Origin of the sequence: Nocardia mexicana NBRC 108244, assembly GCF_001613165.1 — a bacterium.
Classification (GTDB): domain Bacteria; phylum Actinomycetota; class Actinomycetes; order Mycobacteriales; family Mycobacteriaceae; genus Nocardia; species Nocardia mexicana.
On sequence record NZ_BDBV01000056.1, the window covers coordinates 1 to 24968 of the forward strand.

26 protein-coding genes are annotated in these 24968 nt (G+C 68.7%); 11 read left to right on the plus strand and 15 right to left on the minus strand.

The genetic code is table 11. The features are described from left to right. From NM1_RS22815 to NM1_RS22850, 8 genes are all read right to left on the minus strand, one after another. A partial coding sequence (locus NM1_RS22815) for an NADH-quinone oxidoreductase subunit G (RefSeq protein ID WP_157123985.1) occupies positions 1–1509 on the minus strand: 1509 nt, incomplete at its 3' end. Further along, on the minus strand, positions 1506–2828 hold the full coding sequence (nuoF, locus tag NM1_RS22820) for an NADH-quinone oxidoreductase subunit NuoF (RefSeq protein ID WP_068023263.1): 1323 nt from the start codon (positions 2826–2828) through the stop codon (positions 1506–1508). The genes NM1_RS22815 and nuoF, both read right to left, overlap by 4 nt. Next, positions 2825–3550, minus strand: coding sequence for an NADH-quinone oxidoreductase subunit NuoE (gene nuoE / locus NM1_RS22825; protein WP_068023266.1), 726 nt, complete (start codon positions 3548–3550; stop codon positions 2825–2827). The genes nuoF and nuoE overlap by 4 nt, the downstream gene beginning before the upstream one ends. Next, positions 3547–4917: an NADH dehydrogenase (quinone) subunit D gene (gene nuoD, locus NM1_RS22830; RefSeq protein ID WP_084519925.1), complete on the minus strand. Its 1371-nt coding sequence runs from the start codon at positions 4915–4917 to the stop codon at positions 3547–3549. The genes nuoE and nuoD overlap by 4 nt, the downstream gene beginning before the upstream one ends. Continuing rightward, the gene (locus NM1_RS22835; RefSeq protein ID WP_084519926.1) at positions 4917–5693 is read right to left on the minus strand and encodes an NADH-quinone oxidoreductase subunit C; all 777 of its coding nucleotides are present in this window, start codon (positions 5691–5693) and stop codon (positions 4917–4919) included. The genes nuoD and NM1_RS22835 overlap by 1 nt, the downstream gene beginning before the upstream one ends. 13 nt (positions 5694–5706) lie before the next feature. After that, a complete protein-coding gene (locus NM1_RS22840) occupies positions 5707–6261 on the minus strand; it encodes a NuoB/complex I 20 kDa subunit family protein (protein ID WP_068023269.1) in 555 nt (184 codons plus the stop codon). A gap of 73 nt (positions 6262–6334) precedes the next feature. After that, complete coding sequence (locus NM1_RS22845; protein ID WP_068023272.1) at positions 6335–6715, minus strand: NADH-quinone oxidoreductase subunit A; 381 nt, start codon at positions 6713–6715, stop codon at positions 6335–6337. A 335-nt stretch (positions 6716–7050) separates the two neighbouring features. Next, entirely contained in the window at positions 7051–7962 is a 912-nt protein-coding gene (locus NM1_RS22850) for a LysR family transcriptional regulator (protein ID WP_068023275.1), read from the minus strand. A gap of 100 nt (positions 7963–8062) precedes the next feature. Between NM1_RS22850 and NM1_RS22855 the strand changes: the two genes are divergently transcribed. Next, on the plus strand, positions 8063–9277 hold the full coding sequence (locus tag NM1_RS22855; RefSeq protein WP_084519927.1) for an MFS transporter: 1215 nt from the start codon (positions 8063–8065) through the stop codon (positions 9275–9277). Between the two features lie 186 nt (positions 9278–9463). On the opposite strand, the gene NM1_RS22860 is transcribed toward NM1_RS22855, so the two are convergent. Then, on the minus strand, positions 9464–9883 hold the full coding sequence (locus tag NM1_RS22860; protein WP_068023278.1) for an Rv3143 family two-component system response regulator: 420 nt from the start codon (positions 9881–9883) through the stop codon (positions 9464–9466). A 169-nt stretch (positions 9884–10052) separates the two neighbouring features. On the opposite strand from NM1_RS22860, the gene NM1_RS22865 reads away from it, so the two are divergent. After that, entirely contained in the window at positions 10053–10481 is a 429-nt protein-coding gene (locus tag NM1_RS22865; RefSeq protein WP_068023281.1) for a CBS domain-containing protein, read from the plus strand. A 55-nt stretch (positions 10482–10536) separates the two neighbouring features. On the opposite strand, the gene NM1_RS22870 is transcribed toward NM1_RS22865, so the two are convergent. Further along, positions 10537–10899, minus strand: coding sequence for a hypothetical protein (locus tag NM1_RS22870; RefSeq protein WP_147288979.1), 363 nt, complete (start codon positions 10897–10899; stop codon positions 10537–10539). 477 nt (positions 10900–11376) lie between these two features. On the opposite strand from NM1_RS22870, the gene NM1_RS22875 reads away from it, so the two are divergent. Continuing rightward, positions 11377–12081 carry a GAF and ANTAR domain-containing protein gene (locus NM1_RS22875; protein WP_157123987.1) on the plus strand — a complete coding sequence of 235 codons (705 nt, stop codon included), beginning with the start codon at positions 11377–11379 and terminating at the stop codon, positions 12079–12081. A 9-nt stretch (positions 12082–12090) separates the two neighbouring features. Here NM1_RS22875 and NM1_RS22880 read toward each other — a convergent pair whose 3' ends face one another. Next, entirely contained in the window at positions 12091–12822 is a 732-nt protein-coding gene (locus tag NM1_RS22880; protein ID WP_068023287.1) for a GAF and ANTAR domain-containing protein, read from the minus strand. Positions 12823–13130: 308 nt separating this feature from the next. Between NM1_RS22880 and NM1_RS22885 the strand changes: the two genes are divergently transcribed. The 7 genes from NM1_RS22885 (at position 13131) to NM1_RS22910 (ending at position 20894) form a co-directional block, all read left to right on the plus strand. Further along, positions 13131–13832, plus strand: a complete 702-nt coding sequence (locus NM1_RS22885) for a GAF and ANTAR domain-containing protein (protein ID WP_068023290.1) — start codon at positions 13131–13133, stop codon at positions 13830–13832. 164 nt (positions 13833–13996) lie between these two features. Beyond that, a complete protein-coding gene (locus tag NM1_RS22890; RefSeq protein WP_084519930.1) occupies positions 13997–14635 on the plus strand; it encodes a sigma-70 family RNA polymerase sigma factor in 639 nt (212 codons plus the stop codon). Positions 14636–14924: 289 nt separating this feature from the next. After that, on the plus strand, positions 14925–15368 hold the full coding sequence (locus tag NM1_RS43080; protein WP_147288981.1) for a hypothetical protein: 444 nt from the start codon (positions 14925–14927) through the stop codon (positions 15366–15368). Between the two features lie 448 nt (positions 15369–15816). Then, positions 15817–17034, plus strand: coding sequence for a cytochrome P450 family protein (locus tag NM1_RS22895; RefSeq protein ID WP_246011320.1), 1218 nt, complete (start codon positions 15817–15819; stop codon positions 17032–17034). A gap of 166 nt (positions 17035–17200) precedes the next feature. Continuing rightward, entirely contained in the window at positions 17201–19129 is a 1929-nt protein-coding gene (locus tag NM1_RS22900) for an acyl-CoA dehydrogenase family protein (protein WP_084519931.1), read from the plus strand. A gap of 123 nt (positions 19130–19252) precedes the next feature. Then, entirely contained in the window at positions 19253–20227 is a 975-nt protein-coding gene (locus NM1_RS22905; protein ID WP_068023296.1) for an AraC family transcriptional regulator, read from the plus strand. A 283-nt stretch (positions 20228–20510) separates the two neighbouring features. After that, complete coding sequence (locus NM1_RS22910) at positions 20511–20894, plus strand: PASTA domain-containing protein (RefSeq protein WP_068023299.1); 384 nt, start codon at positions 20511–20513, stop codon at positions 20892–20894. On the opposite strand, the gene NM1_RS22915 is transcribed toward NM1_RS22910, so the two are convergent. Together NM1_RS22915 and NM1_RS22920 are read right to left on the minus strand one after the other, a co-directional pair. Further along, positions 20866–22332 carry a sensor histidine kinase gene (locus NM1_RS22915; protein ID WP_068023303.1) on the minus strand — a complete coding sequence of 489 codons (1467 nt, stop codon included), beginning with the start codon at positions 22330–22332 and terminating at the stop codon, positions 20866–20868. The two genes, NM1_RS22910 and NM1_RS22915, sit on opposite strands and share 29 nt — an antisense overlap. After that, on the minus strand, positions 22325–23002 hold the full coding sequence (locus tag NM1_RS22920; RefSeq protein ID WP_068023306.1) for a response regulator: 678 nt from the start codon (positions 23000–23002) through the stop codon (positions 22325–22327). Before NM1_RS22920 ends, NM1_RS22915 begins: the two co-directional genes overlap by 8 nt. Positions 23003–23119: 117 nt before the next feature. Between NM1_RS22920 and NM1_RS22925 the strand changes: the two genes are divergently transcribed. Next, on the plus strand, positions 23120–23461 hold the full coding sequence (locus NM1_RS22925) for a PepSY domain-containing protein (protein ID WP_068023309.1): 342 nt from the start codon (positions 23120–23122) through the stop codon (positions 23459–23461). A gap of 135 nt (positions 23462–23596) precedes the next feature. On the opposite strand, the gene NM1_RS22930 is transcribed toward NM1_RS22925, so the two are convergent. After that, positions 23597–24577: an aldo/keto reductase gene (locus NM1_RS22930; protein WP_114699590.1), complete on the minus strand. Its 981-nt coding sequence runs from the start codon at positions 24575–24577 to the stop codon at positions 23597–23599. A gap of 194 nt (positions 24578–24771) precedes the next feature. Beyond that, positions 24772–24930, minus strand: coding sequence for a hypothetical protein (locus NM1_RS42440; RefSeq protein WP_157123989.1), 159 nt, complete (start codon positions 24928–24930; stop codon positions 24772–24774). Positions 24931–24968: the final 38 nt, after the last annotated feature.

A 24968-nucleotide genomic window follows, 5' to 3' on the forward strand; every position in this document is an offset into this window, starting at 1 on the left:
ATCGGCCAAGCGCACCGCGGCCGACAGCGCGCCGGGCGCCAGCGCCAGCCGCTCACCGACCAGGACGATCGCGCCGGGTTGCCGCAGCAGTCGCGCCAGATCGTCGAATTGTCCTGCGGCGCCGGATGTTTCACCGGCGGTGGACATGGCGTCGAGGACATGTGATTCGAGTCCGGGCGCGGTCGGCAGCAGCGTCCCCGACATCCGTTCCAGCCCGCGTGTCGCGTACGGGGCCAGGGAGTAGACCGCCAGGCCGCTCTTGCGGGCCGCCTTGCGCAGCCGCAGGTAGACGATGGGCGACTCTTCCTCGGGTTCGAATCCGGCGAGCAGCACCACCGGTGCCGCGTCCAGGGCCGCGTAGTCCACGGCGCTGCCCTGACCGGCGACGCGGGCGGCGAGGAACCCGGCCTCCTCGGCCGAATGCGCGCGGGCGCGGAAGTCGATGTCGTTGGTGCCCAGGGCGACTCGGGCGAACTTCGAATAGGCGTAGGCATCCTCGACCGTCGCGCGGCCGCCGACCAGAACTCCGGCATTGCCGTGCGCGGCCGCCAGCCCCTCGGCCGCCCGGGCCAGCGCCTCGGACCAGGAGGCGGGGGCGAGGGTGCCGTCCCAGCAGCGCACCAGCGGTGTCGTCAAACGGTCGCGCTCGGTGGCGTAGGTGAACGCCCACCGGCCCTTGTCGCAGTTCCACTCCTCGTTCACCTGCGGATCGTCACCGGCCAGGCGGCGCAGCACCTTTCCACGGCGGTGGTCGGTGCGCTGTGCGCAGCCGGAGGCGCAGTGTTCGCAGACCGCCGGGCTCGACACCAGGTCGAACGGGCGGGCACGGAAGCGATAGGCGGTGCCGGTGAGCGCGCCGACCGGGCAGATCTGCACGGTGTTGCCGGAGAAATAGGAGTCGAAGGATTCGCCGTCGGCGACGCCCACCTGCTCCAGCGCGCCCCGGTCCATGAGTTCGATGAACGGATCGCCCGCGATCTGCTGCGAGAAGCGGGTGCAGCGCGCGCACAGCACGCAGCGCTCCCGGTCCAGCAGCACCGCCGAGGACAGCGGAATCGGTTTGGGGTAGGTGCGTTTGACGCCGTCGAAGCGGGATTCCGCGCGGCCGCTGGACATGGCCTGGTTCTGCAGCGGGCATTCGCCGCCCTTGTCGCACACCGGGCAGTCCAGCGGGTGATTGATCAGCAGCAGCTCCATGACCCCCTCCTGCGCCTTCTCGGCGACGGGGGAGCTGAGCTGGGTGTGCACGACCATGCCGTCGGTGACGGCCATCGTGCACGAGGCCACGGGCTTGCGCTGCCCCTCCACCTCGACGATGCACTGGCGGCAGGCGCCGACGGGATCGAGCAGCGGGTGATCGCAGAATCGCGGAATCTGGATCCCGACGAGTTCGGCGGCGCGGATCACCAGAGTTCCGGCGGGCACGCTGACGGTGGTGCCGTCGATGGTGACGCTCACCAGATCCTGGGGCACCACGCCGCTGTCGTTGGAGCTCACTGTCCTGGTCATCGGACTCCTCCTGCGGTATCCGCCCATGCGGTGCTGCGGGCGGGGTCGAACGGGCACGCGCCGAGCCGCAGATGCGTCAGGTATTCCTCGCGGAAGTACTGCAGCGACGACACGATCGGGCTGGCCGCGCCGTCGCCGAGGGCGCAGAAGGACTTGCCGTTGATGTTGTCGGCGATATCGAGCAGCTTGTCCAGATCGGCCTCGGTGCCGCGGCCCTCCTCGAGCCGCTGCAGCAGTTGGACCAGCCAGTAGGTGCCCTCCCGGCAGGGCGTGCACTTGCCGCAGGATTCGTGGGCGTAGAACTCGGTCCAGCGCAGCACGGCCCGCACCACGCAGGTGGTGTCGTCGAAGATCTGTAGTGCCTTGGTGCCCAGCATGGATCCGGCCGCGACCACGTTCTCGTAGTCGAGCGGCACATCGAGATGCTCGTCGGTGAGCAGCGGTGTCGAGGAGCCGCCCGGCGTCCAGAACTTCAGCGTGTGCCCGGCGCGCACGCCGCCCGCGTGGGCCAGCAGCTCGCGCAGCGTGATGCCCAGCGGAGCCTCGTACTGTCCCGGCCGCGCCACATGCCCCGACAGGGAATACAGCGTGAATCCGGGCGACTTCTCGCTGCCCATGGACCGGAACCACTCGATGCCGTTGAGCAGGATCGGCGGCACGCTGGCAATGGATTCCACGTTGTTGACCACCGTCGGGCAGGCGTAGAGGCCCGCGACGGCCGGGAACGGCGGGCGCAGCCGGGGCTGGCCGCGGCGGCCCTCCAGCGAATCCAGCAGCGCGGTCTCCTCGCCGCAGATGTAGGCGCCGGCGCCGGCGTGCACGATGAGTTCCAGGTCGTATCCGGAGCCCATGATGTCGTGCCCGAGATAGCCCGCGTCGTAGGCCTCCTGGACCGCGGCGCGCAGCCGCCGCAGCACGGGCATGACCTCGCCGCGCACGTAGATGAAGGCGTGCGAGGCGCGGATGGCGTAGGCCGCGATGATGACACCCTCGACGAGCACGTGCGGGGTGGCCAGCATGAGCGGAATGTCCTTGCAGGTACCCGGTTCCGACTCGTCGGCGTTCACGACCAGGTAGTGCGGTTTGGTGTTGCCGTCGGGGCCCGGCCCCTGGGGGATGAAGCCCCATTTCATGCCGGTCGGGAAGCCCGCGCCGCCGCGGCCGCGCAGCCCGGCGTCCTTGACGGTGGCGATCACCTCGTCGGGATGCATCCGCAACGCCTTGGGCAGGGCGCGGTAGCCGTCGTAACGCTGGTAGGTGTCCAGCGTCCAGGACTTGGGTTCGTCCCAGTACCGGGTGAGTACGGGTGCCAGGGTCACGCGCCACCTCCGCTTTCCGAATTCGGCTGCTGCGGAGGCTGTTCCGGTGCGGTTCCGCGCGCGATGTGCAACCCGGCCAGGGTGGCGGCGCCCGGCTCGCCGTCGTTGGCGCCCGGCCGCTCGTCCGGGAATCCGGCGAGGAAGCGGGCCGTCTCGCGGAAGGTGCACAGCGCCGCCCCGCTGCGGCTGCCGGTGACCTGTTCGCCGTTGCGCAGCGCGTCGACCATGGCGCGGGCCGACTCCGGCGTCTGGTTGTCGAAGAACTCCCAGTTGACCATCACCACCGGCGCGTAGTCGCAGGCCGCGTTGCACTCCACGTGCTCGAGCGTGATGCTGCCGTCGGGGGTGGTCTCGCCGTGGCCGATTCCCAAGTGCTGCTTCAGTTCCGAGAAGATCTGATCGCCGCCCATGACGGCGCACAGGGTGTTGGTGCACACGCCGACGTGGTAGTCGCCGGTGGGGGTGCGCCGGTACATCGAGTAGAAGGTGGCGACCGCGGTCACCTCGGCATCGGTCAATCCCAGCTGCTCGGCGCAGAATTCGATCCCGGTGCCCGAGACGTAACCCTCCACGCTCTGCACCAGATGCAGCAGCGGGAGCAGCGCCGACCGCGACTGCGGATAGCAGTCGATGATCTGCTTGGCCTCCACCTCGAGCCGGTCGTGCACCTCCTTGGGATACGGAATCGGCCGCACGGACAGCTTGAGCAGTACTTCGGTCATCGATCGACACCACCCATCACCGGGTCGATGCTGGCCACGGCGGCGATGACGTCGGCGACCATGCCGCCCTCGCACATCGCCGCCACCGCCTGCAGATTCGTGAACGAGGGATCGCGGTAGTGCACCCGGTAGGGCCGCGTGCCACCGTCGCTGACCATGTGCACGCCGAGTTCGCCGCGTGGGGATTCCACCGCCGTGTACACCTGGCCCGCGGGGACCCGCATGCCCTCGGTGACGAGCTTGAAGTGGTGGATCAGCGCCTCCATCGAGGTGCCCATGATCTTGCCGATGTGCTTGGGGGAGTTACCCAGCCCGTCGGGGCCCAGCTGCAGGTCCGCGGGCCAGGCGATCTTCTTGTCGTCCACCATCACCGGGCCGGGGCGCAGCTTGTCCAGGCACTGTTCGACGATCTTGACCGATTCCTTCATCTCGTTGACGCGGATGAGATAGCGGCCGTAGCAGTCGCATCCGGTGTCGGTCATGACGTCGAACTCGTAATTCTCGTACCCGCAGTAGGGCTGGGACTTGCGCAGATCGTGCGGCAGGCCGGTGGAGCGGAGCACCGGGCCGGTAATTCCCAGCGCCATGCATCCGGCCAGGTCGAGATAGCCGACGCCGCGCGTGCGGGCCTTCCAGATCGGGTTCTCGTTGAGCAGCAACTCCATATCGCGCAGCCGCTTCGGCAGCAGGTCCAGCAGTTCCCGGACACGGGTGACGCCGTCCTCGGGCAGGTCCTGGGCGACGCCACCGGGCCGGATGTAGGCGTGGTTCATCCGCAGGCCGGTGATGGCCTCGAAGACGTTGAGAATCAGTTCCCGCTCGCGGAAGCCGAACAGCATCGGTGTCAGCGCGCCGAGTTCCATACCGCCGGTGGCGAGCGCGACCAGATGCGAGGAGATGCGGTTGAGCTCCATCAGCAGCACCCGGATCACGCTGGCGCGCTCGGGAATATCGTCGGTGATGCCGAGCAGCGCCTCCACGCCCAGGCAGTAGGCGGTCTCGTTGTAGAACGGCGAGAGGTAGTCCATCCGGGTGACGAAGGTGGTGCCCTGCACCCAGTTGCGGAACTCGAGATTCTTCTCGATTCCGGTGTGCAGGTAGCCGATTCCGCATCGGGCCTCGGTGACCGTCTCGCCCTCGATCTCGAGGATCAGGCGCAGCACGCCGTGGGTCGACGGGTGCTGGGGGCCCATATTGACGACGATGCGTTCCTCGGCGGCTCCGCCGAGCGCCTCGCGCACGTCGTCCCAGTCCTGGCCCGCGACCGTCACCACGTGTTCCGGCGGCGAAGGTTCCTGTGCCGCACGGCTTTCCGGTGGGGGGTTCTCCGGTGCGTTGGTATCGCGCCGCGTATCGATGTCGTTCATCAGCTGTACGCCCTCCGCTGGTCGGGCGGCGGGATGCGCGCGCCCTTGTATTCGACCGGGATCCCGCCGAGCGGGTAGTCCTTGCGCTGGGGGTGCCCGCGCCAGTCGTCCGGCATCGTGATCCGGGTCAGCGACGGATGTCCGTCGAACAGGATGCCGAAGAAGTCGTATGTCTCGCGCTCGTGCCAGTCCGTGGTCGGGTACACGGAATACAGCGAGGGGATGTGCGGGTCGGCGTCGGGCGCCGAAACCTCCAGGCGCACACGGCGATTGTGGGTGATCGACAGCAGGGGGTAGACCGCGTGCAGTTCCCGCCCGCTGTCGTCGGGGTAGTGCACGCCGCTCACGCCCAGGCACAGTTCGAAGCGCAGTGCGGGCTCGTCACGCAGCGCCTGGGCGACCCGGGGGAGATGCTCGCGCCGCACGTGCAGGGTGAGCTCGCCGCGGAACACCACGATCCGCTCGACCGCCTCGGTGAAGGCGTTGCCGGGCAACGCCTCTGCCAGCGCGGCCACCAGTTCGTCGAAGTAGCCGCCGTACGGGGGCTCGGTGCCGCCGGGCAGGCTGACCGTGCGTACCAGGCGGCCGTAGCCGGAGGTGTCGCCCGTGCCGCGGACGCCGAACATGCCCCGGCGCACGCCGACGGCCTCGTCGCCCGGGCGGGCGCGCTGGTCCTCCTCGGCCAGTTGGGCCTCGTCGTGGCCGGTGTCGCCGGGGATTTCGGCGTCCGGTGCGGCATCGGGCTCGGTGTCTCGGCCCGGAGAGTCGAATGTCATGGCATGCCTCCCGTCATCGCAGCAGTCCCGTCATCTGGATGGTGGGGGTGACGGCGAGGGCGGCCTCCTCGGCGGCGCGCGCGGCCTCCTCGCGGTTCACCCCGAGGGGCATCTCCTGGATCTTCTCGTGCAGTTTCAGGATCGCGTGCAGCAGCATCTCGGGCCGCGGCGGGCAGCCGGGCAGGTAGATGTCCACGGGCACAACGTGATCCACGCCCTGCACCACGGCGTAGTTGTTGAACATGCCGCCGGACGAGGCGCAGACGCCCATGGCCAGCACCCATTTCGGCTCTGTCATCTGGTCGTAGACCTGGCGCAGCACCGGGGCCATCTTCTGGCTCACGCGTCCGGCCACGATCATCAGATCGGCCTGTCGCGGCGAGGCGCGGAATACCTCCATGCCGAAGCGGGCGCTGTCGAAGCGCCCGCCGCCGGTAGCCATCATCTCGATCGCGCAGCAGGCCAGTCCGAACGTCGCGGGCCACAGCGAGCCCTTGCGCATGTAACCGGCGAACTGCTCGACCGTGCTCAGCAGGAATCCGCTGGGCAGCTTCTCCTCGAGACCCATAATTCGGACAGACTCACTTCCGTGCTTTCCCGGCTTCGCCGGGTCGTTGCCGTCGTCCCGGCGAACGCCGGGATCAGTCCCAGCTCAGTCCGCCGCGCCGCCACTCGTAGGCGTAGGCGACCGAGACGTTGAAGATGAACAGCGCCATCGCGGCGAGACCGAACACACCGAGGGCGTCGAAGTGCACCGCCCACGGGTAGAGGAACACGATCTCGATGTCGAAGATGATGAACAGCATCGCGGTGAGGTAGTACTTCACCGGAAAGCGCTGTCCCGCAGAGTTTCCCGGACCGCCGCCGATCGCGTGCGGGGTCGGCTCGATGCCGCATTCGTACGCCTCGAGTTTGGCCCGGTTGTAGCGCTTCGGGCCGATGAGGGCCGCCAGCGCCAGCGAAACGAGCGCGAACGCGGCCGCGACCGCGCCGAGCACGAGTGTCGGCACCTCGGTATTCACAACAGCACAACCCCTCTCCCTTATCGGCGGCGTGCCGGGCTGCGCACGTCGCCACCACCGTGCCGGCCGCCCCGCGGGCGACGCGGACCAACCGGCAGTTGCCGAGGCGGGCTGACATCGTCGTCTGCCGGGCCAGTCGCGCCCCTGGGCGTGCTCAGTGAGGGCGCGGGCGATGGGGGAGATCCGGACGGACAGGGCTCATATCATCGCCCGCACTCGTGTGAGCTAGGGCACAGCCTACAACCGATCTTTCTGAATGCATGCCGATTGCGGGCTGTGTTTGATCGAATTCGGAACTGTCACTTATGACCGAATCAACGCAATCGGGGGTTCTGTCACATGACGGCGCGCAGGGCGGGTGCCGGTGCTCCGATGACCTCGCCGAGGGTGTGGGCGAATGCCTGGACTCGCTCGCCGTCGCGGTCGCGGTGGCGGATCAGGCCCACCCGCGATTCCGCGATGCCGTGCACGGGAACGAAACTGACGTCCGGGCGGCGGTGATATTCGGCGGTGGTATCGCACAGCAGCAGCGCGCCGCGCCCGCCCGCGACCGCGGCGATCGCCTCCTGCGTGGTGCACACGGCGGGCCCGGCCGGGATCGCGCGCCCGTCCGGGGTGTGCCGCGGCGCGTGCACCGCACGCCAATAATCCGGTGCGCTGTCGGCGATTCCGATGAGCGGGTACTCCGCGAGATCGCCGACGGTCACGGATTCTCGGGCGGCGAGGCGGTGCCCGGCGGGCAGCACGAGCACCTGCCGACGGCCGGGAAAGACCGGCCCGAGAACGAGGTCGTCCTCGGCGACCGGCAGCAGCACCAGCGCGGCGTCGACCTCCTGGCGGCGCACCGGGCCGAACGGATCGGCGAAGGGAATCTCCACCAGCTCCACCGTGCAGTCGGGATGTCGCTCGCGGAAGGCGGTGACGGCGGCGAGACTGCGCTCGTCCGCACTGCCCTGAAATCCGATGCGCAGCACGCCCCGGACGCCGCGGGCGCTCGCGCAGGCGGCATCGAGGGCGGCGCGCAGACCGTCATAGGCGGTGCGCAGCTCGGGAAACAGCTGCTGCCCCAGCGGCGTCAGCTGGACGCGCCGGCTGGTGCGCTCGACCAGGCGGCCGCCGATGCGGCGCTCCAGCGAGCGCAGCAACTGCGAGACCCGGCTCTGGGAGACATAGAGCCGGGCCCCGGCGCGGCCGAAGTGCAGTTCCTCCGCCACGGCGAGGAAGGCCTCCAGTTCACGCAGATCCATGCCGCCTCGCCACGCCTTCCCGTTCGACGATTAGTCCCACTCATAGAAGGATGAGACCTTCGCCGTTGTTCCCGGTGGTGACCGGCGGTTGGCTGGACTCATGACAGAACTCGGGACAATCGGTGTCGAATCCGCACCGCCGCACCGGCTTCCGCCCCGCGGGCGGCTCGCCGTGGGCGTGCTGGCGCTCGGCACCTTCACGGCGGTGACCTCGGAAATGTTGCCGGTCGGACTGCTCACGCCGATGGCCGGTGCGCTACGGATCTCGGAGGGGCTGACCGGCCTGGCGCTGGCGATCACCGGGCTGCTGGCGGTCACCGCGCCGTTGCTGATGTCGGTGCTGGGCCGCGTCGACCGGCGGCGGCTGCTGCCCGCCCTGATGCTCGTGGTGGCGGTGGGCAATCTGCTGTGCGCGGTCGCGCCCAACTTCGCGGTGCTGGTGCTCGGGCGGGTGCTGGTCGGGGCCGGGATGGGCGGAGTCTGGGCGATCTCCGGCAGCCTGGCGGTGCGACTGGTGCCGCCGCGCGCGGTGGGCCCGGCCACGTCGGTGATCTTCAGCGGTATCGCCATCGCCTCCGTGCTGGGCGTCCCGGCCGGAACGTATCTGGGCTCGGTGGCCGGGTGGCGGTCCGCATTCGCGGCGGCGGCGGTGCTGGCGGTTTCGGTCGCCGTGGCACTGGCCGCGATTCTGCCCGCGCTGCCGCCCGAGCGCGGAGTGTCGGTCGCGGAACTGCCTCGGCTGCTGTCGAATCCCGCGCTCCGGACGGCGATGATCGTGGTGGCCTTGCTCGTCGGCGGGCACTTCGCGGCCTACACGTATATCCGGCCGGTGCTCGAGGAGCAGTCGGGGGCGAGCGCGAGCACCGTCAGCGCCCTGCTGCTCGGGTACGGGATCGCCGGTGTGGCAGGCACTTTCACCCTCGGCATGATCGCATCACGTGCACCCCGGCGCGCCGTGCTGGTGATCTGCGCCGGTCTGGCGGCCTCGGTCGCCCTGCTGGCCCTCGCCGGGAGTTCGCTGATCGCGGCGGTGCTGCTGCTCGTGCTGTGGGGCGTGTCCTACGGCGGCGTCTCGGTGAGCACCCAGACCTGGACGCTGGCCGCCGCGCCGGGCGCCCGGGAGGCGGCGTCGGCGATGCTGGTGGCCGTGTTCAACGCGGCGATCGCCCTGGGCGCGCTCCTGGGCGGCCGGGCAGTCGACGGCCTCGGGTTCACGGCGGCGTTGTGGCTGGGCGCGGTACTCGTCGTGGCGGCCGCGGTGGCTGCCCTCGCCGGGAGTGCCCCACGCAGTGCAAGCCTGCCCGAGGTGAAGTGATCCCGGCGAAAAAAGCACGCCGGGAATGAGGGAGGTGGCACGCCGGGAATGAGGGAGGTGGCACGCCGGGAATGAGGGAGGTGGCACGCCGGGAATGAGGGAGGTGGCACGCCGGGAATGAGGGAGGTGGCACGCGGGATGACCGTGTGCCCCTCTATTTCATTTCCGGCGTGCTTTCGGCCGGAATCAGGCGGCGGGGCGGTTGCGGAGTAGGCCTGCTACCGCGTCGGTGAGTTGGAAGGGGTCGATCGGGTGCGGGACCGAGGCCTCGGCGCGCGACCAGTTGGCCAGCCAGGCGTCGTCGGCGCGGCCGGTCAGGACCAGGATCGGCGGGCAGGTCTCGAGCTCGTCCTTGAGTTGCTTGGCCACGCCCAGGCCGCCCGTGGGCGCGGCCTCGCCGTCGAGGATGGCCAGGTCGACGCCGCCCGCATCCAACTGTTCGACGACGACCGGCGCGGTGGCCACCTCGAGATACTCGAACGGCGGCAGATCGGGGCGGGGGTGCTTGCCCAGCGCCAGCATCACCTGGCGGCGGGTGTCGGAATCGCTCGAATACACGAGAACCCGCACCACGGCGGGACGGTTCGCATCGGCCACGTTCCGCATGCTACGTCGGCGGGGTACGCCGTCGTGGCAGGTTCGGCGACTGCGGTGGGTCGCGCCGGGGGACTTCACCGTGAAGTTGATCGTCCCGGGCGGAATCTTTGCTGGTCACGACGGACGAAACGCGGGATCCTGGTAACCATCCGAGGGCTAGGACGGGCGGTGGATATTTATGCGAATCTCCGAGATCTTGCGCAAGAAGGGCGCCGAGGTGGTCACGATCGCGCCTGAGGTACCGGTGCGCGAGCTACTGCGGGTGCTGGCCGAGCGCAATGTCGGTGCGGTGGTGGTGTCGTCGGACGGCGTCGGCCTGGACGGCATCGTGTCCGAGCGCGACGTCGTCCGGAATCTGCACTTCTCGGGCGCCGGCCTGCTCGATCAGCCGGTCGCCGCGATCATGACGGCCGTGGTGCACACCTGCACACCCGACGACCGGGTGGAAAGCCTGCGGACGACCATGACCGATCACCGCATCCGGCACCTCCCGGTGCTGCGCGGCGGCCGCATGGTCGGCATCGTCAGCATCGGCGACGTGGTGAAGAGCGCGATCTCCGAACTGCAGACCGAGCGCGAGCACCTCGTGCAATACCTGCACGGCTGAGCACGCGGCCGTTCGTTCCGGCACGTCGAGGACGCGCCGGAACGACGGGTTGGTACTACAGCGTGCGGCGGTAGAACTCCCAGTCGCGGGAGCGGTACCGGGCCCGCTGCGGGGGCAGGCCGTAGAGGCGCTCCCAACTGGTGGCGGGCTCGTGGTGATCGGGATCCGGCGGGCTCGGCTGCGCGGTCGGGCGGTGAGCGCCGTCGGAGCGGGTGCGCGACAGGGCCTCCCGGACGGCGGTGCCCGCATCGGCGCACAGCCGCGTCAGCCGGACGCGGTCCTCGCCGGTGTGCGCGCCGACCCGGAACTCGCGCACCAGGCGATCGAGCCGGGCGGCCAGGTCGCCGGCCTCCTCGGCGGTGTCGCAGCGCCGCGCGGTAGCGATCACGTCATGTAAACGCACTGCAAGACTTGGCATTTCGATGTCCCCTCCCGGGCCTGTGGCCCGAATCCAGGATAGGACAGGAAGGAGAAACGGCACAGCGGTGCAGGCAGTGCGGACGAGAAACTAGGCCAGGCCCCAGGCGTGCAGGATGTAGGTGACATTGGCGGCAATCGAGGTCACCACGTTGGCCAGGTTGATCGCGGCGGAACCGAGGTCGATGATCGGCATGAATCCTCCAGATTTCGAAAGCGTGCGGATTTACGGTAGAAGCGAGGCAATCCGCTGGCAAACTTCGATCGCCCCGGAAAGGACCGGCAAGCGGCGCTGGATGATTCGCCTGTTGCGTTCTCCCGCAGGCGGTTCCGGGAATTGTTTCCGGATGCGAGCGAATTGATTCCGGATGGCAGTCATGGCGGATCTCACGGTTTGGCGGGATTGTGGCCGCAATCACCGAAGCCGGATATTCTGGCGCTCTCGCGTGGCGGCGCGGGTGGTTGTGAGGGGACAGGTGTGCCACGGTTCGAATACCTGACCGAGCGATTCCTCGCCGCGTCGCGAGCTCGTGGCGGCGGAGTAGCCGGGGCCTGCGCGGCGAGCGTGGGCGTGCTGCCGGTGCAGCGGGCCGCGATCGTGATCGACGAACACCACGCGGGCGTACAGCCGTGGTGCACCAGCGACGAGGTGGCCGCCGGGGTGGAGGCCGTCCAGGCGACCGTCGGCGAGGGCCCGGCGGTGGAGGCGGTGGCGACCGGGATGCCGGTGCCGGTGGCCGATCTGGCCGACGGATGTGAGCGGTGGCCCGGATTCGCCGAGGCCCTGGCGCGCACTCGCGCCTCGGGAGCGATGATCGCGATGCCGTTGCGGCTGGGCGCAATTCGGTTCGGCGCGCTCGACCTCTACCGCGATGCCCCGGGGCGCCTCGATGCGCGCACGGTGTCGGCGGGCCTGCATATCGCCGACCTGATCACCACGCAGCTGGTGCTGGCGCGGTCCGCGGGCGACCCGGCCGAGGCCGCGGCCGCCGCGCAATGGCTGGAGCAACCGCTGGCGAGCCGCGCCATCCATCAGGCGGCCGGAATGGTGGTGGCGCAGTTGGGGATCGGCGTACCCGATGCCTACGCCCGCCTGCGCGCCTACGCGTTCGGGCACGCGCTGTCGCTGGCGGAGGTGGCGGAGGCCGTGGTGGCGCGCCGGATTCGTTTCGACGGTGTGTGACCGGGGGCCTCAGGCCAGGATCTCGTCGGTGTCGGCGGAGCCGTCGACCACGGCCCCGGCCAGGTCGGCCAGCCGCCGGCCGGTCTTGTGCGCATAGGTGCGCAGCCGCTGGAACGCCTCCGCCATCGCGATGTCGCCGCGCTCGGCCAGCACCCCTTTCGCCTGCTCGATGACGATGCGGGCGTGCAGCGCGGCGGGCAGGCGCGTCGGGACGGGCTGCAACTGGGCGTAGACGGTGTGCTGGACGATGCCGATCCCGGCCACGTCGGCGAGCGCCTGCCCGGCGCGCAGCCCGGCGGTGTCCAGCGCGGCCGGATCGTCGGCGAGGATGGTCAGCGCTCCGACGCTGCGGTCACGGCAGCGCAGGGGCAGCGCGAACGCCGATCGATACCCGAAATCCACTGCGCGCTGACAGAATTCGGGGAATCGGTGGTTGGTGTCGCGCAGGTCTGGCACGGTGGTGGCCAGGCCGGTGCGGAAGGTGTGACGGCCCGGTCCGTCGAGCGCCTCCACCTCCAGCAGTTCCAGTAGTTGCGGCTCCTCGCTGGTGGAGGCCAGCAGGTGCAGGTCGCGCCGGTGGTCGGCGAGGAACAGGCCCGCGTCGGCGCCGCCGGTGACCGCGGGGCAGCGGTCGACGAGCTGCTGGGACAGCTCGATCACGTCGAAATCGCCGGCGAGCAGATCGACCGCGGCCAGCAGGGTGGCGAGCAGTCGATGGTCATCGTCGAGTGCCGACCCCATGGCGCCTCCCCGGGCTGGACGCAGCGGCCATCTCCCCGCACCGGCCGACCACAACCCCGATGTAGGGAGTCGAGCTAGACGAGGCTCATCGGCCGCCGTGCAATCGGCGCGGCGGAGCCTCGGTTTCCATGGTTACACCCCGGTGCGGTCGATGTCGACAGCCGTTGACGCCGCAAGTGCATGAATTATCCACGGAAACTGGGTAATTCGCCTACCGGAGCGGTCGTACCATCGATTGGTCCGGCCGACGCACAACGACCGACCTGGCGCGGCGCCACCGGCGTCCGTGCCGCGGGGGTGATGCAGGGATGTCCGACGGTGAGTCGCTGGTATCGGCGCTGGCTCGGCTGGTGGTGGTGCTACCCGATACGCCGGATCGCTCGGGTGCGCTACTGGAGCTGATGGCCACCGCGACCGATGTGCTGGACCTGGCGGGCGCCGCCGTGACGCTGATGGCGGGCGGTCGCTGCGAGGTGGCCGGGGCGATTCCGAACGGTCTGTCGGAAGTCGAAGTGGTGCAGCAGGATTGCGATCGGGGTCCGGGCGTGGAGGCGATGCGGGACGGCGATCCGGTCGCGGTATCGGATGTGCGCCGGTACCGGAGCCGATGGCCGGAGTATACGAGCGCCGCTGTGCAGCACGGTATGTCGGCGATGGTGGAGATTCCGCTGCAGCTCGGTACGGCTCGGCTGGGCGCACTGGGGTTGTACTCGTTCACATTCCGCGAATGGACCGCCGAAGACCTGTCGGTCGGGACGTTGCTGGCGGGCCTGGCCGCCGGGCATGTGCTGACGACCGACCGGCTGCGCCGCCAGCAGCGCCTGACCGACCAGCTCCAGCACGCACTGGCCTCGCGGATCGTGGTGGAGCAGGCCAAGGGCGTGATCGCCGGGGCGCGCCGCATCGCCCCCGACGCCGCCTACGAGGTGATCCGCACGCATGCGCGGCGGCACCGCGTCAGCGTGCACGAGGTGGCGCGCGCCATCGTAGAGCTCGGGCTGCGATTGTGAAAGCCGACAATTCTCCGGTGCACAATCGACGGCCGGGCCTTCCGCAGGCCGGTAGACTTGGCCCGGGTTCCCGAATCCCCTGCCCCCGGACGGGATCTCACACCGGAATGCGTCCCTGAACTCGACGGCTGGTTCCGATACCCGTCTCATGCGTGGGGGCAATCGTGTCCGTACTCGTACCTGTCCGTCCCGCCCGGTGGTCCTACGCCACCCGCACTCCGGGCTCGGCTCCGTACCGCCGCCGGTCGGACGTTCCCGATCCGGACGCCGAACTGGTGCGCCGGGTCGGCACCGGCGACCGCGAGGCCTTCGACCAGCTGTATCGCCGCACCCGGCCGATGGTCTTCCGGCGCGTGCTCGCGGTGGTTCGCGACCCGGGGTATGCGGAGGAGACCTGCCAGGACGTCTATATCCAGGTGTGGCGCAGCGCCGCCGGATTCGACGAACAGCGCGGCTCGGCGGCGACGTGGCTGCGCACGCTCGCGCACCGGCAGGCGGTGGATCGGGTGCGCCACGAACGCGCCAGCTCCGATCACAATCACGCCTGGGGCGCCAGCGACTACCGCCCGCCGATCGACGCGGTGGTCGAGGAGGCGCTACGCAGGCACGAACTACGTTGCGTGCGAAGCGGTCTCACCACCCTGACGCCGCTGCAGCGAGAATCGCTGGTGCTGGCCTACTACGTCGGGTTCACCTATCCGCAGGTGGCCGCGCACCTCGGGGTGCAGGTGTCGACGGTGAAATCCCGCATCCGGGCCGCGCTCGCACGGCTGGAAACGGCTCTGGCCGAGGCGAGTTCGTGAGGCGGAGGCCCGCGAAAGTAACGGCGCGATAGCGAGCAGATCGGAAGATATCGGATTTTCATCAGCTCGTAACAGCAAAACCGCTCCCAGCCGGAAGTTTCCGAGGCACAATTTCGTCGGGTGGATCGTAAGGATTCCATTGACTCGCGGTCGATAGCACCGCTGATCGGGTGGGGTCCGGGACGTGCCACGGCCCTCGGACCTCACCGCCCGGTAACCAGCAAGCCCGAATTCGCTCTTCGTGTGATCTCTGCTCGGCAGCCTCCACCTTCGACGTATCGAAATTCGCGTGGGCGACGTGGTTCGGTTTCGCGAGCAGCAGGGAGCGGCGGAGGAGAGGAGGCGGATCGAGCGCAGCGACGCCGCTAACCTGCCGCAACCCGTCTCCAATACCGGGCGGTTCGTCTGTTGTCGCGGTCCGTCGAGCGGGCCGATCAACCACCCGGACGGGTCGCGCACGATGTTCGCCTCCTCGTCACAAGCGCTGCACGACATCGCAATCGGGCGATGGCAGTATGTCGATTGCAAGGCGGCTTGCCATGGTCTGCATGACCTTGATGACCGTGGATTTCGCTCCGACTTCAGGGTTGCGGGGAGGCCGTCCGGTGGCGTATGTGCCTGGTCGCGCACGAGGTCTCCGAGTGCGCTGCGGCGGGTCGTCGCCGTCGTCGTGTCGGGCCGGGGGCCGAAGTTCGTAGGTGGCCAGTCGGTTGCTTCGGGCTGCGATCGATGATGCCGGTGGGTACAATGAGACAGTTTGATCGCGCCGAGACGTACTGCGATTGAACGTCTTTGACGTACCGGGCGGGCGGTCCGATACGCAGGAAGTCGGCGATCACGCCGATCACCGGGCTTGACGAGAAGGGAGTTCCCGACCATGTCACGATCGTCGCCCCGGATCCGAGGATCGGTGCCGATGTCATGCAGATCGTGTCGCCGGCGATGGGTCTCCGCTCGTTCCGGATGGTTTCCGTTATCCCCGTAGCCGCGGGCCGCACCGCCCCTCGCGCAGCTGTCCGCCGCGTGCGTGAGCCCGGTTGTGCCGTGCTTCGGCCTTGTCATCGTCGTCCATCAGGCCATTCAAGGAGTGCCTTCACGTGAATTCGCTGCAGCACACACAATTTCGCCGAGAATACGGAAACTCGGTGATTGACATTGGGGCTGTCGAAGACCGGATTCCGATGTATACCAGAGAGTTCGCGAACGACCCCCACGCCGTCTACGACTACATACTGGCGAACAATCTCGGGCCACTGGTACCGGTCTGGATGGCGGAAGGTGTGCCCGCGACCCTGGTGACCAGACTCGATACGGCGGTCCGGATCCTGCACGATCCCGAACACTTTCCGGCCGATCCCCGCCGCTGGGAGAAGAATCTCCGGGCGACCTACTCCGGCCGGCTGGACTTCCTGCCGATGGTGGAGTGGCGTCCGAACGCGCTGCGCAGCAACGGAAACAGCCCGGAACACAAGCGCTACCGGGAAGCGACCAAGGACGCCCTCGCCGGTGTCAACCAGCTCAGGCTCCGTGAAATAGTGAAGCTGGAGGCGCATCCGCTCATCAACGCGTTCTGCGGAGCGGGAGCCACCGCGGAACAACCGCTCGATCTGATCAAGAACTACATCGAGCCGCTGATCTTCACGGTGCTGAACCGGATGGTCGGTTCTCCGCCGGAGATCATGGCCCGAATCGCCAAGGCCAGTAGCGATCTGTTCGAGGGGCAGGACACGGCGGCGACGAACGCGCAGCTGGATGCCGCGCTGCTCGACCTGACGGCGCTCAAGCGGGCCGAACCCGCCGACGACATCACCACCCGGCTGGTGCAACACCCGGCCGGCCTCGACGACACCGAGATGATCCATCAGCTGGTGACCTGTCTGTCGGCGGGGACGCAGATTCCGGTCGATCTCACCGGCAGCACCCTGCTGCTGATCCTGGCCGAGCCGAAGTTCCGAGGTCTCGACGGGCTCGAGGGTGTTTCGCTGACCACCGAGGCCGCGCTGAAGCAGATCCTCGCCACCGACCCGCCGCTGGCGAACTACTGCATCACGTACCCGCGGCAGCCGATCCTCGTCGACAACGTATGGCTGCCCGCCGACGAGCCGGTGATCACGAGCATGGTGGCCTGCAGCAGCAGCCCGGACGTCAACAACGGCGATCACTACAGCGACGGCTGGCACCTCGCGTGGGGGATCGGTCCGCACGAGTGCCCCCACCATGCCCAGACGGCCTCCACCCTGATCGTGGAGGACGCGATCAACTGGCTTCTCGACATCGTGCCGGAGATCGAGCTCGCAGTACCCCTCGGCGAATTGCAGTGGCGGCCCGGCCCGTTCGCCCGCGGACTCGAATCCCTGCCGATCACATTTCCGCCCACCGCTCCGCAGCACCTCGACTGAGAATGCCATCGTTGAGAATGGGAGAATGCATGAGATGACGTTGAATGTTTGATCACAAAGCTCCTGGTGCGACCAACCACGTCGCCCAGGTGGCTGAACAATCCGCGTCGTGGTTCGCACCACCATGATTTGAACCGGGGCGCGGTCGTATCAGAGTGGATGCACCATGACAACAACAGATCTGCCCCGCCCCAATCCGGTCGACGACTCTCCTGCCGAACCGCCGCTCGATATCGTGACACCATCCACAGTCGCGGCATTGCGGGAGACCATCTTCGGTGAACATTGGACGCTGCATCGCCGGGTACGCGACATTGTCGCCGATCTCGACGATGCTCCACGCTCCGGGCGCACCTACTCAGAGGAAACCCGGGTAGCACCCGAACTGCTCCCCTATGCGATGTCGCGGCTGGGCCTCACGGCCAGCGAGATCGCCGCCGACCACCAGGTCCGAGGTGCATTGTGCGACTGGTCCCAGGTGGCCGCACCACGCCTGCTGCTCATACTGACCGGGCACTTCTCCCTTTCTACGGGCGGAATCATCAAACTCGGCAACGGATCGCGCTATCAGCAGGACTGCCTGGCCGAACTGGAGACAGGAAAGGCCATCGGCCTCCTGGTACTCACCGAACTCGGCGGCACCAATGGTGCCGACCATCGAACCGTGGCGGAATGGGACGCCACCACCGACGGATTCTGGCTGACCAATCCGACCGCGGAGGCGTGGAAATTCATGCCGAATGCGGCCGACGGGGCCGTCCCGAAAACCGCGATTGTCACCGCACGCCTGCTTGTCGACGGCGCCGACCAGGGAGTGCTTCCATTCCTCTTGAAATTGCGTAATCGGCCGAAGTTACGCACGCGGATTCTGCTGAGTCTGCTGACGGCATTCGCTCCGAAATCCCGGACGCTGCGGAAGCTGCGTACCTCCGCCGGTCTCGCCGCGGGAGTCGATGCCGCGCCCCTGCCGGACAAGAGTTCGGCGCCGATGGACCACGGACTCTATCGGTTCACCAGGGTCTGGGTCCCGCGCGATGCGCTGCTCGGCGGTGACTGGGCGCGGATGACTCCGGACGGGCGCTTCGAATGCGATCTGCCGCTGCGCCGGCGGTTCCACCGTGCGATCGGGGTACTCGGTGACGGACGCCTGGACCTCGCCAACGCCGCGGCGGCCTCGGCGAGGGCGGCGCTGGCGGGACTGGTGAACTACTCCCAGCAGCGCCGGCCCGGCAACGGCGAACTGATGGCCGACCGCGACGGCGTCCAGCTGGATCTGGTGTCCGGAGTCGCCAAGGCCTACGCCACCAGTGTTCTGGGGAGAAGGATCCGGGACATGCGCACCGCACCGGACGCCGACGATCACAACCACGCGCTGTGGTCGATGATCGCCAAGCCGCTCCTCAGCTACACGGCGCTGCAGGTGCTGACGAGCTGTGAACAACGAGCCGGTGCGCAGGGGGCGCTGCGCAGCAACCTGATCGCCGATTGGATCGGCAACCTCAAAGCGATCATCACCGCAGAGGGTGAGAACCGAATCCTCCAGGTAAAAGCCGGTGAACGTCCCGGCATCATCGAGGCGCTGCAGTTACCGAATACGCCCCCGCAACTGCCGTGGTACATCAATATGCTGATACATCGCGAACGCAGAATCGCGGCCGGGCTGCTCCGAAGTACCTACGATCCGGCGAGTAGCGCGTTGGGCCCCGAATCGGCAGCCGTGGAGATGGCTCGAGCGACCGGCGAACGACTCGCCGCCACAGCGCTGTACGCGGAAGCGGTCGCCACCACGGATCCGACGGCGCGTCGGCTCGTGGAGTCCGCCGCGACCGCCTATGCGCTGGAACGGATCCACGCGCAAGGGGCGTGGTTCCTCCATCACTCGGATATGCCGCGAGTCGCGGAGGAGTTGCGGATTCACCGCAACATCCTGCTCGATCATCTGCCGACGATGGTTGCGGCCTTCGGTATCCCCGAGCTGTCGGGTGCGGTCTTCTCCGAGGATTACATCCAGTGGTACAGGGACTTCACCGGATGGGGCGATTCCGGTGTCGCCCATGACGATTCGGCCGTGCTGCGCAGGGGCGCGGCGGCGTAGGCACGCCGTCACCTGCAGCCCCCGATGGGGCGCTCGCGCGCCCCGTCGGGGGTCCGTACTATCACCGCAACGCTGACAAGCGACCGACGAGGGGGCGCGGTGGTGAACGGTTCGAATTCCGGGATGGGGTACGAGGTTTTCGAGGTCGCCCTCGGCGACGATCTGCCCGCGGTCGACCGCATCGATATGTGGCGGGCCCACGTCGGCGGCAACCAGGGCACCGCCGATGCCGAAATCGGCTCCCCGCAAGACTTCTCGGGCCATACCTGGACGCAGCGGGCGCTGTCCGGGAGGGACAATGACCCCGGCCAACTCCAGCTCGTCGAATTCGCCTCCACCGCCATCGTTTACGACCGTAGCGACGAGGCCGCGAAGTCGGACTGCGACGACAGCGCCAGGCTCGTCATTCCGCTGGACGGGCAGATCAGGCTCTGCCAGTCCGGCCACGAGGTGTGCGTCGGGCCGGGCCGGATGGGTGTCCTCCGGTGGGGCCAGGCCATGGTCATGTCCCATGGCGACGGTTTTCGCGGCTACATCTTCAACATCCCCTCCTACGTTCTGCCGCCGGCCGGTGATCCCCGGGGGCGGTTGGGATTGCGTCCGCACAACGCCATCCTGAGAACCGTCCGGGGCATGGCCGACAACCTGGCGGTGGACCGGCACGCACTGAGCGGGGCGGAATTCGTCGCCATCGGCCGATCGATGGTCGATCTCGTCGCGGGAACGCTCGACGTCCGCCGGGCTCCGGAACTGGACGGGTACGCCCGACTGGCGGCGCAGGCCCGCCGCCGCATCCGGCTGTACCACTCCGACCCGATGATGACGGTCGAGACGCTGGCCGAAAGCCTCGGATGCTCCAAACGGCACCTGGAGACGGCCATGAAGAAGGCCCTCGGGCGGTCGCCCGGCGCAGAGCTGCGGGAGACCCGGTTGCTGCGCGCATTCGACATGCTGTCCGACCCGGACAACACCGAAGTCGTGGTCGGTGTCGCAGCGCTGTGCGGCTACAACTCCGTGAGCGGGTTCCGGGAATCGTTCGTCCGGAGGTTCGGCGTCCAGCCGGGCGAGCTGCAACTGCAAGCCCGGTCGGACCGGTAACTCTCGCAACCCTTTTCGCAAAACTGTCTGCGCAAAACCGGTTCCGCCTCGACCGAGACGCTGATTAGCCTTTCGAGCGGCGGCGCGACCACATCGGCACGCTACGCGCGGGCACAACGCAGTGAACGTGCGCACGCTCGCTCGATGGTGACGGGGGTGCGAGGGCCACAAGTGGAGGGGAGGTCCTCGCACCCCCGATCGAGTGTCGGATTGCCGGTCATATTAGGGTGCGGGGCGCAGCTCGAGGGCCTACGAGACGGCCCATGGACGTAGAGGAAAACGTATGCGCCGCACCGCGATATCCGTGTTCACGCTCACCGTTGCGCTGGCCTGCGCCGCGTGCGGATCGTCGGACGACGGAAAGGACGCGCCGGCGGCGGGATCGAGTGCGTCCGCGGCACCGGCCTCGCCGGCGGCCCAGCCGTGCGATCAGCAGGCATGGCCGCAGCCGCTGCCGGACTTCCGGGGCAAGCAGCTCGCCGAGACCGTGGTCGGCGCGGGCCTGTGCTACGCCATCGGCTCGATCACGTCGGCCGACGGCCGGGACGTGATGAACGACCCCGCGAGTCACACCACCCCGTGGACGATCACCGATCAGACGCCCGCGGCCGGTACGGCGGTGCGGTCCGATACGCCTGTCACTCTGAAAGTATCTGCGGCACAGTAGTTTCCGCGGGTAGCGTGACCAGGAACCTGGCGCCGCCCTCCGTGCTGTCCTCCACCCGGATCTCGCCTCCGTGCCGGTCGACGACATCGCGGACGATGGCGAGGCCGAGGCCGGCGCCGCCCTCGTCGCGGCTGCGGGCGTCGTCCAGGCGGACGAATCGGCGGAAGATGCGCTCCCGGTCATCGGGTGGGACGCCGGGACCGTCGTCGGACACCGCCAGCACCACGGAGCCGGCGGCGCGTTCGAGCGCCACCCGGACCGACCCCGCGGCGTGGCGCTGCGCATTGTCGACGAGGTTGGTCAGCACGCGCCCCAACTGCGTCCGGCTGCCGAGCACCGTCGTGGGCTCGGCGGGCAGCTCGATCCGTACCGGATGACGGTCCCCGGCGCGGTGGGCGAGTTCGTCCCGCACGAGGGCGGCCAGATCCACCGGTTCGCGACGGGGCAGTTCCCCCGCGTCCAGACGCGCCAGCAGCAGCAAATCCGCGGCGAGGTGTTCGATCCGGACGGTGTCGGCGATCAGCCCGTCCATATCGAGCAGGTGCGGGTGCGCCTGGGCGACCTCGAGCTGGGTGCGCAGGCTCGCGATCGGGCTGCGCAATTCGTGGGCGGCATCGGCGACGAATCGGCGCTGGCGTTCCGAGGATTGCTCCAGCGCCGCGAGTGTGGTGTTGGTGGTCTCGGCCAGGCGGGCGATCTCGTCGCGAGAATTCGGTTCGGGGACACGGCGACTCAGGTCGCCGCCCATGATCTCGGCGAGTTCGCTCCGGATCGCCTCCACGGGGCGCAGTGCGCGCCGGGTCACCAGCCAGGCCACCCCGGCGACGAGGGCCAGCAGCAGCGGCAGGCCGAGCAGCATGGCGTTGCGGGCGCCGGCGACCGCCTTGTCGGCCGTGGCGAGCGAGGATCCGGAATAGATGGTGACCTGCTGCCCGGTGGGCATCGTCGTGGTGATGGCCGCGACCCGGAAGTCGTGGCTGCCGGTGTCGTCGTCGGCGATCGGTAGCCGCATATCGCGGAATTCGACGGGCTGTTCCTTCGGCGCGGTCGTGGGCCGCACCTCATCGTCGTCGTCGTCGTCATCGTCGTCGTCATCGTCCTTGCCCGACGCCGCGAAGTCGGCCATCGCCGGCTGGCCGTGCAGATCGTCGTCGGCGGCCAGGACCCGCCCGTCGGCCGAAATCACCTGTACGGGTTGACTGTCCGCGTCGGGGAGCTTCAGCACCGCCGGATCGGCGCCGCGGGCGAGCTGCGCCTCGACCTCGCGGGCGGTCATCTCCGCCTGCACCCCCGCGCTCTGAACGAGATTGTGTCGCAGCACCGCCAGCACGACAACGCCGGCCGCCACCAGCCCCACCGCCACGACCACGGTGGCGGCGGCGGCCGTGCGTGCCCGGACCGAACTGAACCACCGGAACCGGCGCCGTAACTCAGCCACGGTCGGCCACCAGCCGGTATCCGGCGCCGCGCACCGTGGTGATCGACCGGCGCCCGAACGGCGCATCGATCTTGCGGCGCAGCGTGCTGATGTAGACCTCGACGATATTCGGGTCGCCGTCGAAGGCGAAGTCCCAGACATGTTGCAGGATATCGGCTTTCGACACGATGGCCCCCGCGTGCACCGCGAGCTGCTCCAGGACGGCGAACTCCTTCGCGGTGAGCGGCACCTCCTCGGTGCCGCGCCGGCAGCTGTGCGTGTTGGGGTCCAGCGTCAGGTCTCCGACGGTCAGCTTGGCCGCGCCCCCGCGGGTGCGGCGGCGCAGCAGGGCGCGAATGCGGGCCAGCAGCACCACGTAGGAGAACGGTTTGCTCAGGTAGTCGTCGGCGCCGGTGTCGAGGCCCTCGGCCTCGTCGTATTCGCCGTCCTTGGCGGTGAGCATCAGCACCGGCGTCTCGTGTCCCGCCGCGCGCAGGCCGGCACACACCTGATAGCCGTTCATGCCCGGCAGCATGATGTCGAGAATGATCAGGTCGTAGTCCCCGGTGGTGGCCAGGTGCAGGCCGTCGGTCCCGTCGTGCGCGACATCCGCCGCAAAACCCTCGGCCGCCAAGCCTTTCGCGAGGGTGTCGGCCAGACGTTTCTCGTCCTCGACGATCAGCAAACGCATGGCACCAGCCTGACAGATGGTCCCTGAAGAAGATTTCAGGTGGGTTCAGGTTGCCTTCAGCCACGCGATGCGACGGTGGTGACCGCATTCGAGATCATTCGGCACAGGAGGTTGATCATGGCAGTCGTTGTCCGCCGGGCACTGGGCGCTCTGCGTTGGGTTCTGGTCGGGGCCGTGGCCATCGCACTCATCGGCGGCGGCGTCGCGCTCGCATCGCTCGGCACGGAGGGGCGTGCCGGGGCCGCCCCGGCCGCGAACCCGTCGATCACTCAGGACCAAGCGAAGGCCAAGGCGCTGGAGGCCGTCCCCGGCGCCACGGTGCAGAACGCCGACCTGGATACCGATCGTGGCGCCACGGTGTGGGAGGTCGACGTCATCGGCACCGACCGCGTGGAGTACGAGGTGAAGGTCGACGCCAACTCCGGCGCGGTGCTGTCCACCGACCGCGACGACGACTGACGGACCGACGAATACCCGGCGCGGGCCGGTTGCGCGAGACGTGCGCAACCGGCCCGCCGCCGTGCGGGGAGACGTGGTCGACCGCGCCGACCCACCGAACTCGGTTGAGCCACAATCGGTCCGGTTATGCGGCCGTCACTTGCCCGCGGCGCGGGCGTACTGCTCGGGGTACCGGGCACCGGCGACGGCGTCGGCCGGGGCGGCCTGCTCGATGCGTGCCAGATCCTCGGCGGTGAGCTCGATCTCGGCCGCGGCGACATTCTGCTCGAGGTAGGTGCGGCGCTTGGTGCCCGGGATCGGCACCACGTCGGCACCGCGGCTCTGCACCCACGCCAGCGCCAATTGTCCTGCGGTGACGCCCTTTTCGTCGGCGATCTTGCGGAGCGCGTCGACGATGGCGAGGTTGCGATCGAAATTGCCGTCGGCGAAGCGGGGGAGGTTGCGGCGCATATCGTCGGCGGGCAGATCGGCGGTGGAGGTGACGGCGCCGGTGAGGAATCCGCGCCCCAGCGGCGAGAACGGCACGATGCCGATGCCCAGCTCCCGGCAGGTGGGAACCACCTCGGCCTCGATCTCCCGGGTCCACAGCGACCATTCGCTCTGCAGCGCCGTCACCGGGTGCACGGCGTGCGCGGCGCGGATGGTCGCGGGCGCCGCCTCGGAGATGCCCAGATACCGCACCTTGCCCGCGGCGACCAGTTCGGCGAGCGCGCCCCAGGTCTCCTCGATCGGCACGTTCGGGTCGACGCGGTGCTGGTAGTACAGGTCGATGTGGTCGACGCCCAGCCGGGACAGCGATTCGTCGCAGCACTGCTTGACGTAGGCCGCGTCGCCGCGCGCGCCCATGGAGCCGTCTTCGCCCCAGACGATGCCGAACTTGGTCGCCACCACCGCCCGGTCCCGGCGATCGGCGAGCGCGCGGCCGAGGAGCCGCTCGTTGGTCCCGGGTCCGTAGATGTTGGAGGTGTCGAACAGCGTGACGCCCAGGTCCAGCGCGCGATGGATGGTGGCGATCGACTCGTCGTCGTTGTCGCGCACGCCGTAGGCCTGACTCATGCCCATGCAGCCGAGCCCCTGCGCGCCCACGGTCAGCTCGCCGAGTTTCCTGGTCGCGATCATGCGGGGGTCCTCCTAGATGACACCGGATTGACAGCGTGAGCGCTCGCTCACCTGCTCCGACGCTACGACCTGGAGTGTGCTCCAAGTCAAGTTCGGGGTCCCCACCGCCACTCCGGGGTGTTCCGCATGCCGCGACCCGTCGTTCCGGCGCAGGCCGGATTGTGCTGCCGGCCTCCGCAGGAACGACGGATTCAGGACTTCTGTGGTGCGGACCGCCGGTCGGCCGGTGGCTGCATCACCTTTTGCCACCACGACGAGAGCGGGCTCGGCTCGGGCCATACCACGGCGTCGTCGGATGTTTCGAGGTCATCACGCGGGTCGATCGGCGTGGTGTTGGAGCGGACAGTCATCACGGTTCTCCTCCGGAAAGCAGTACCGAGCTCCGAAA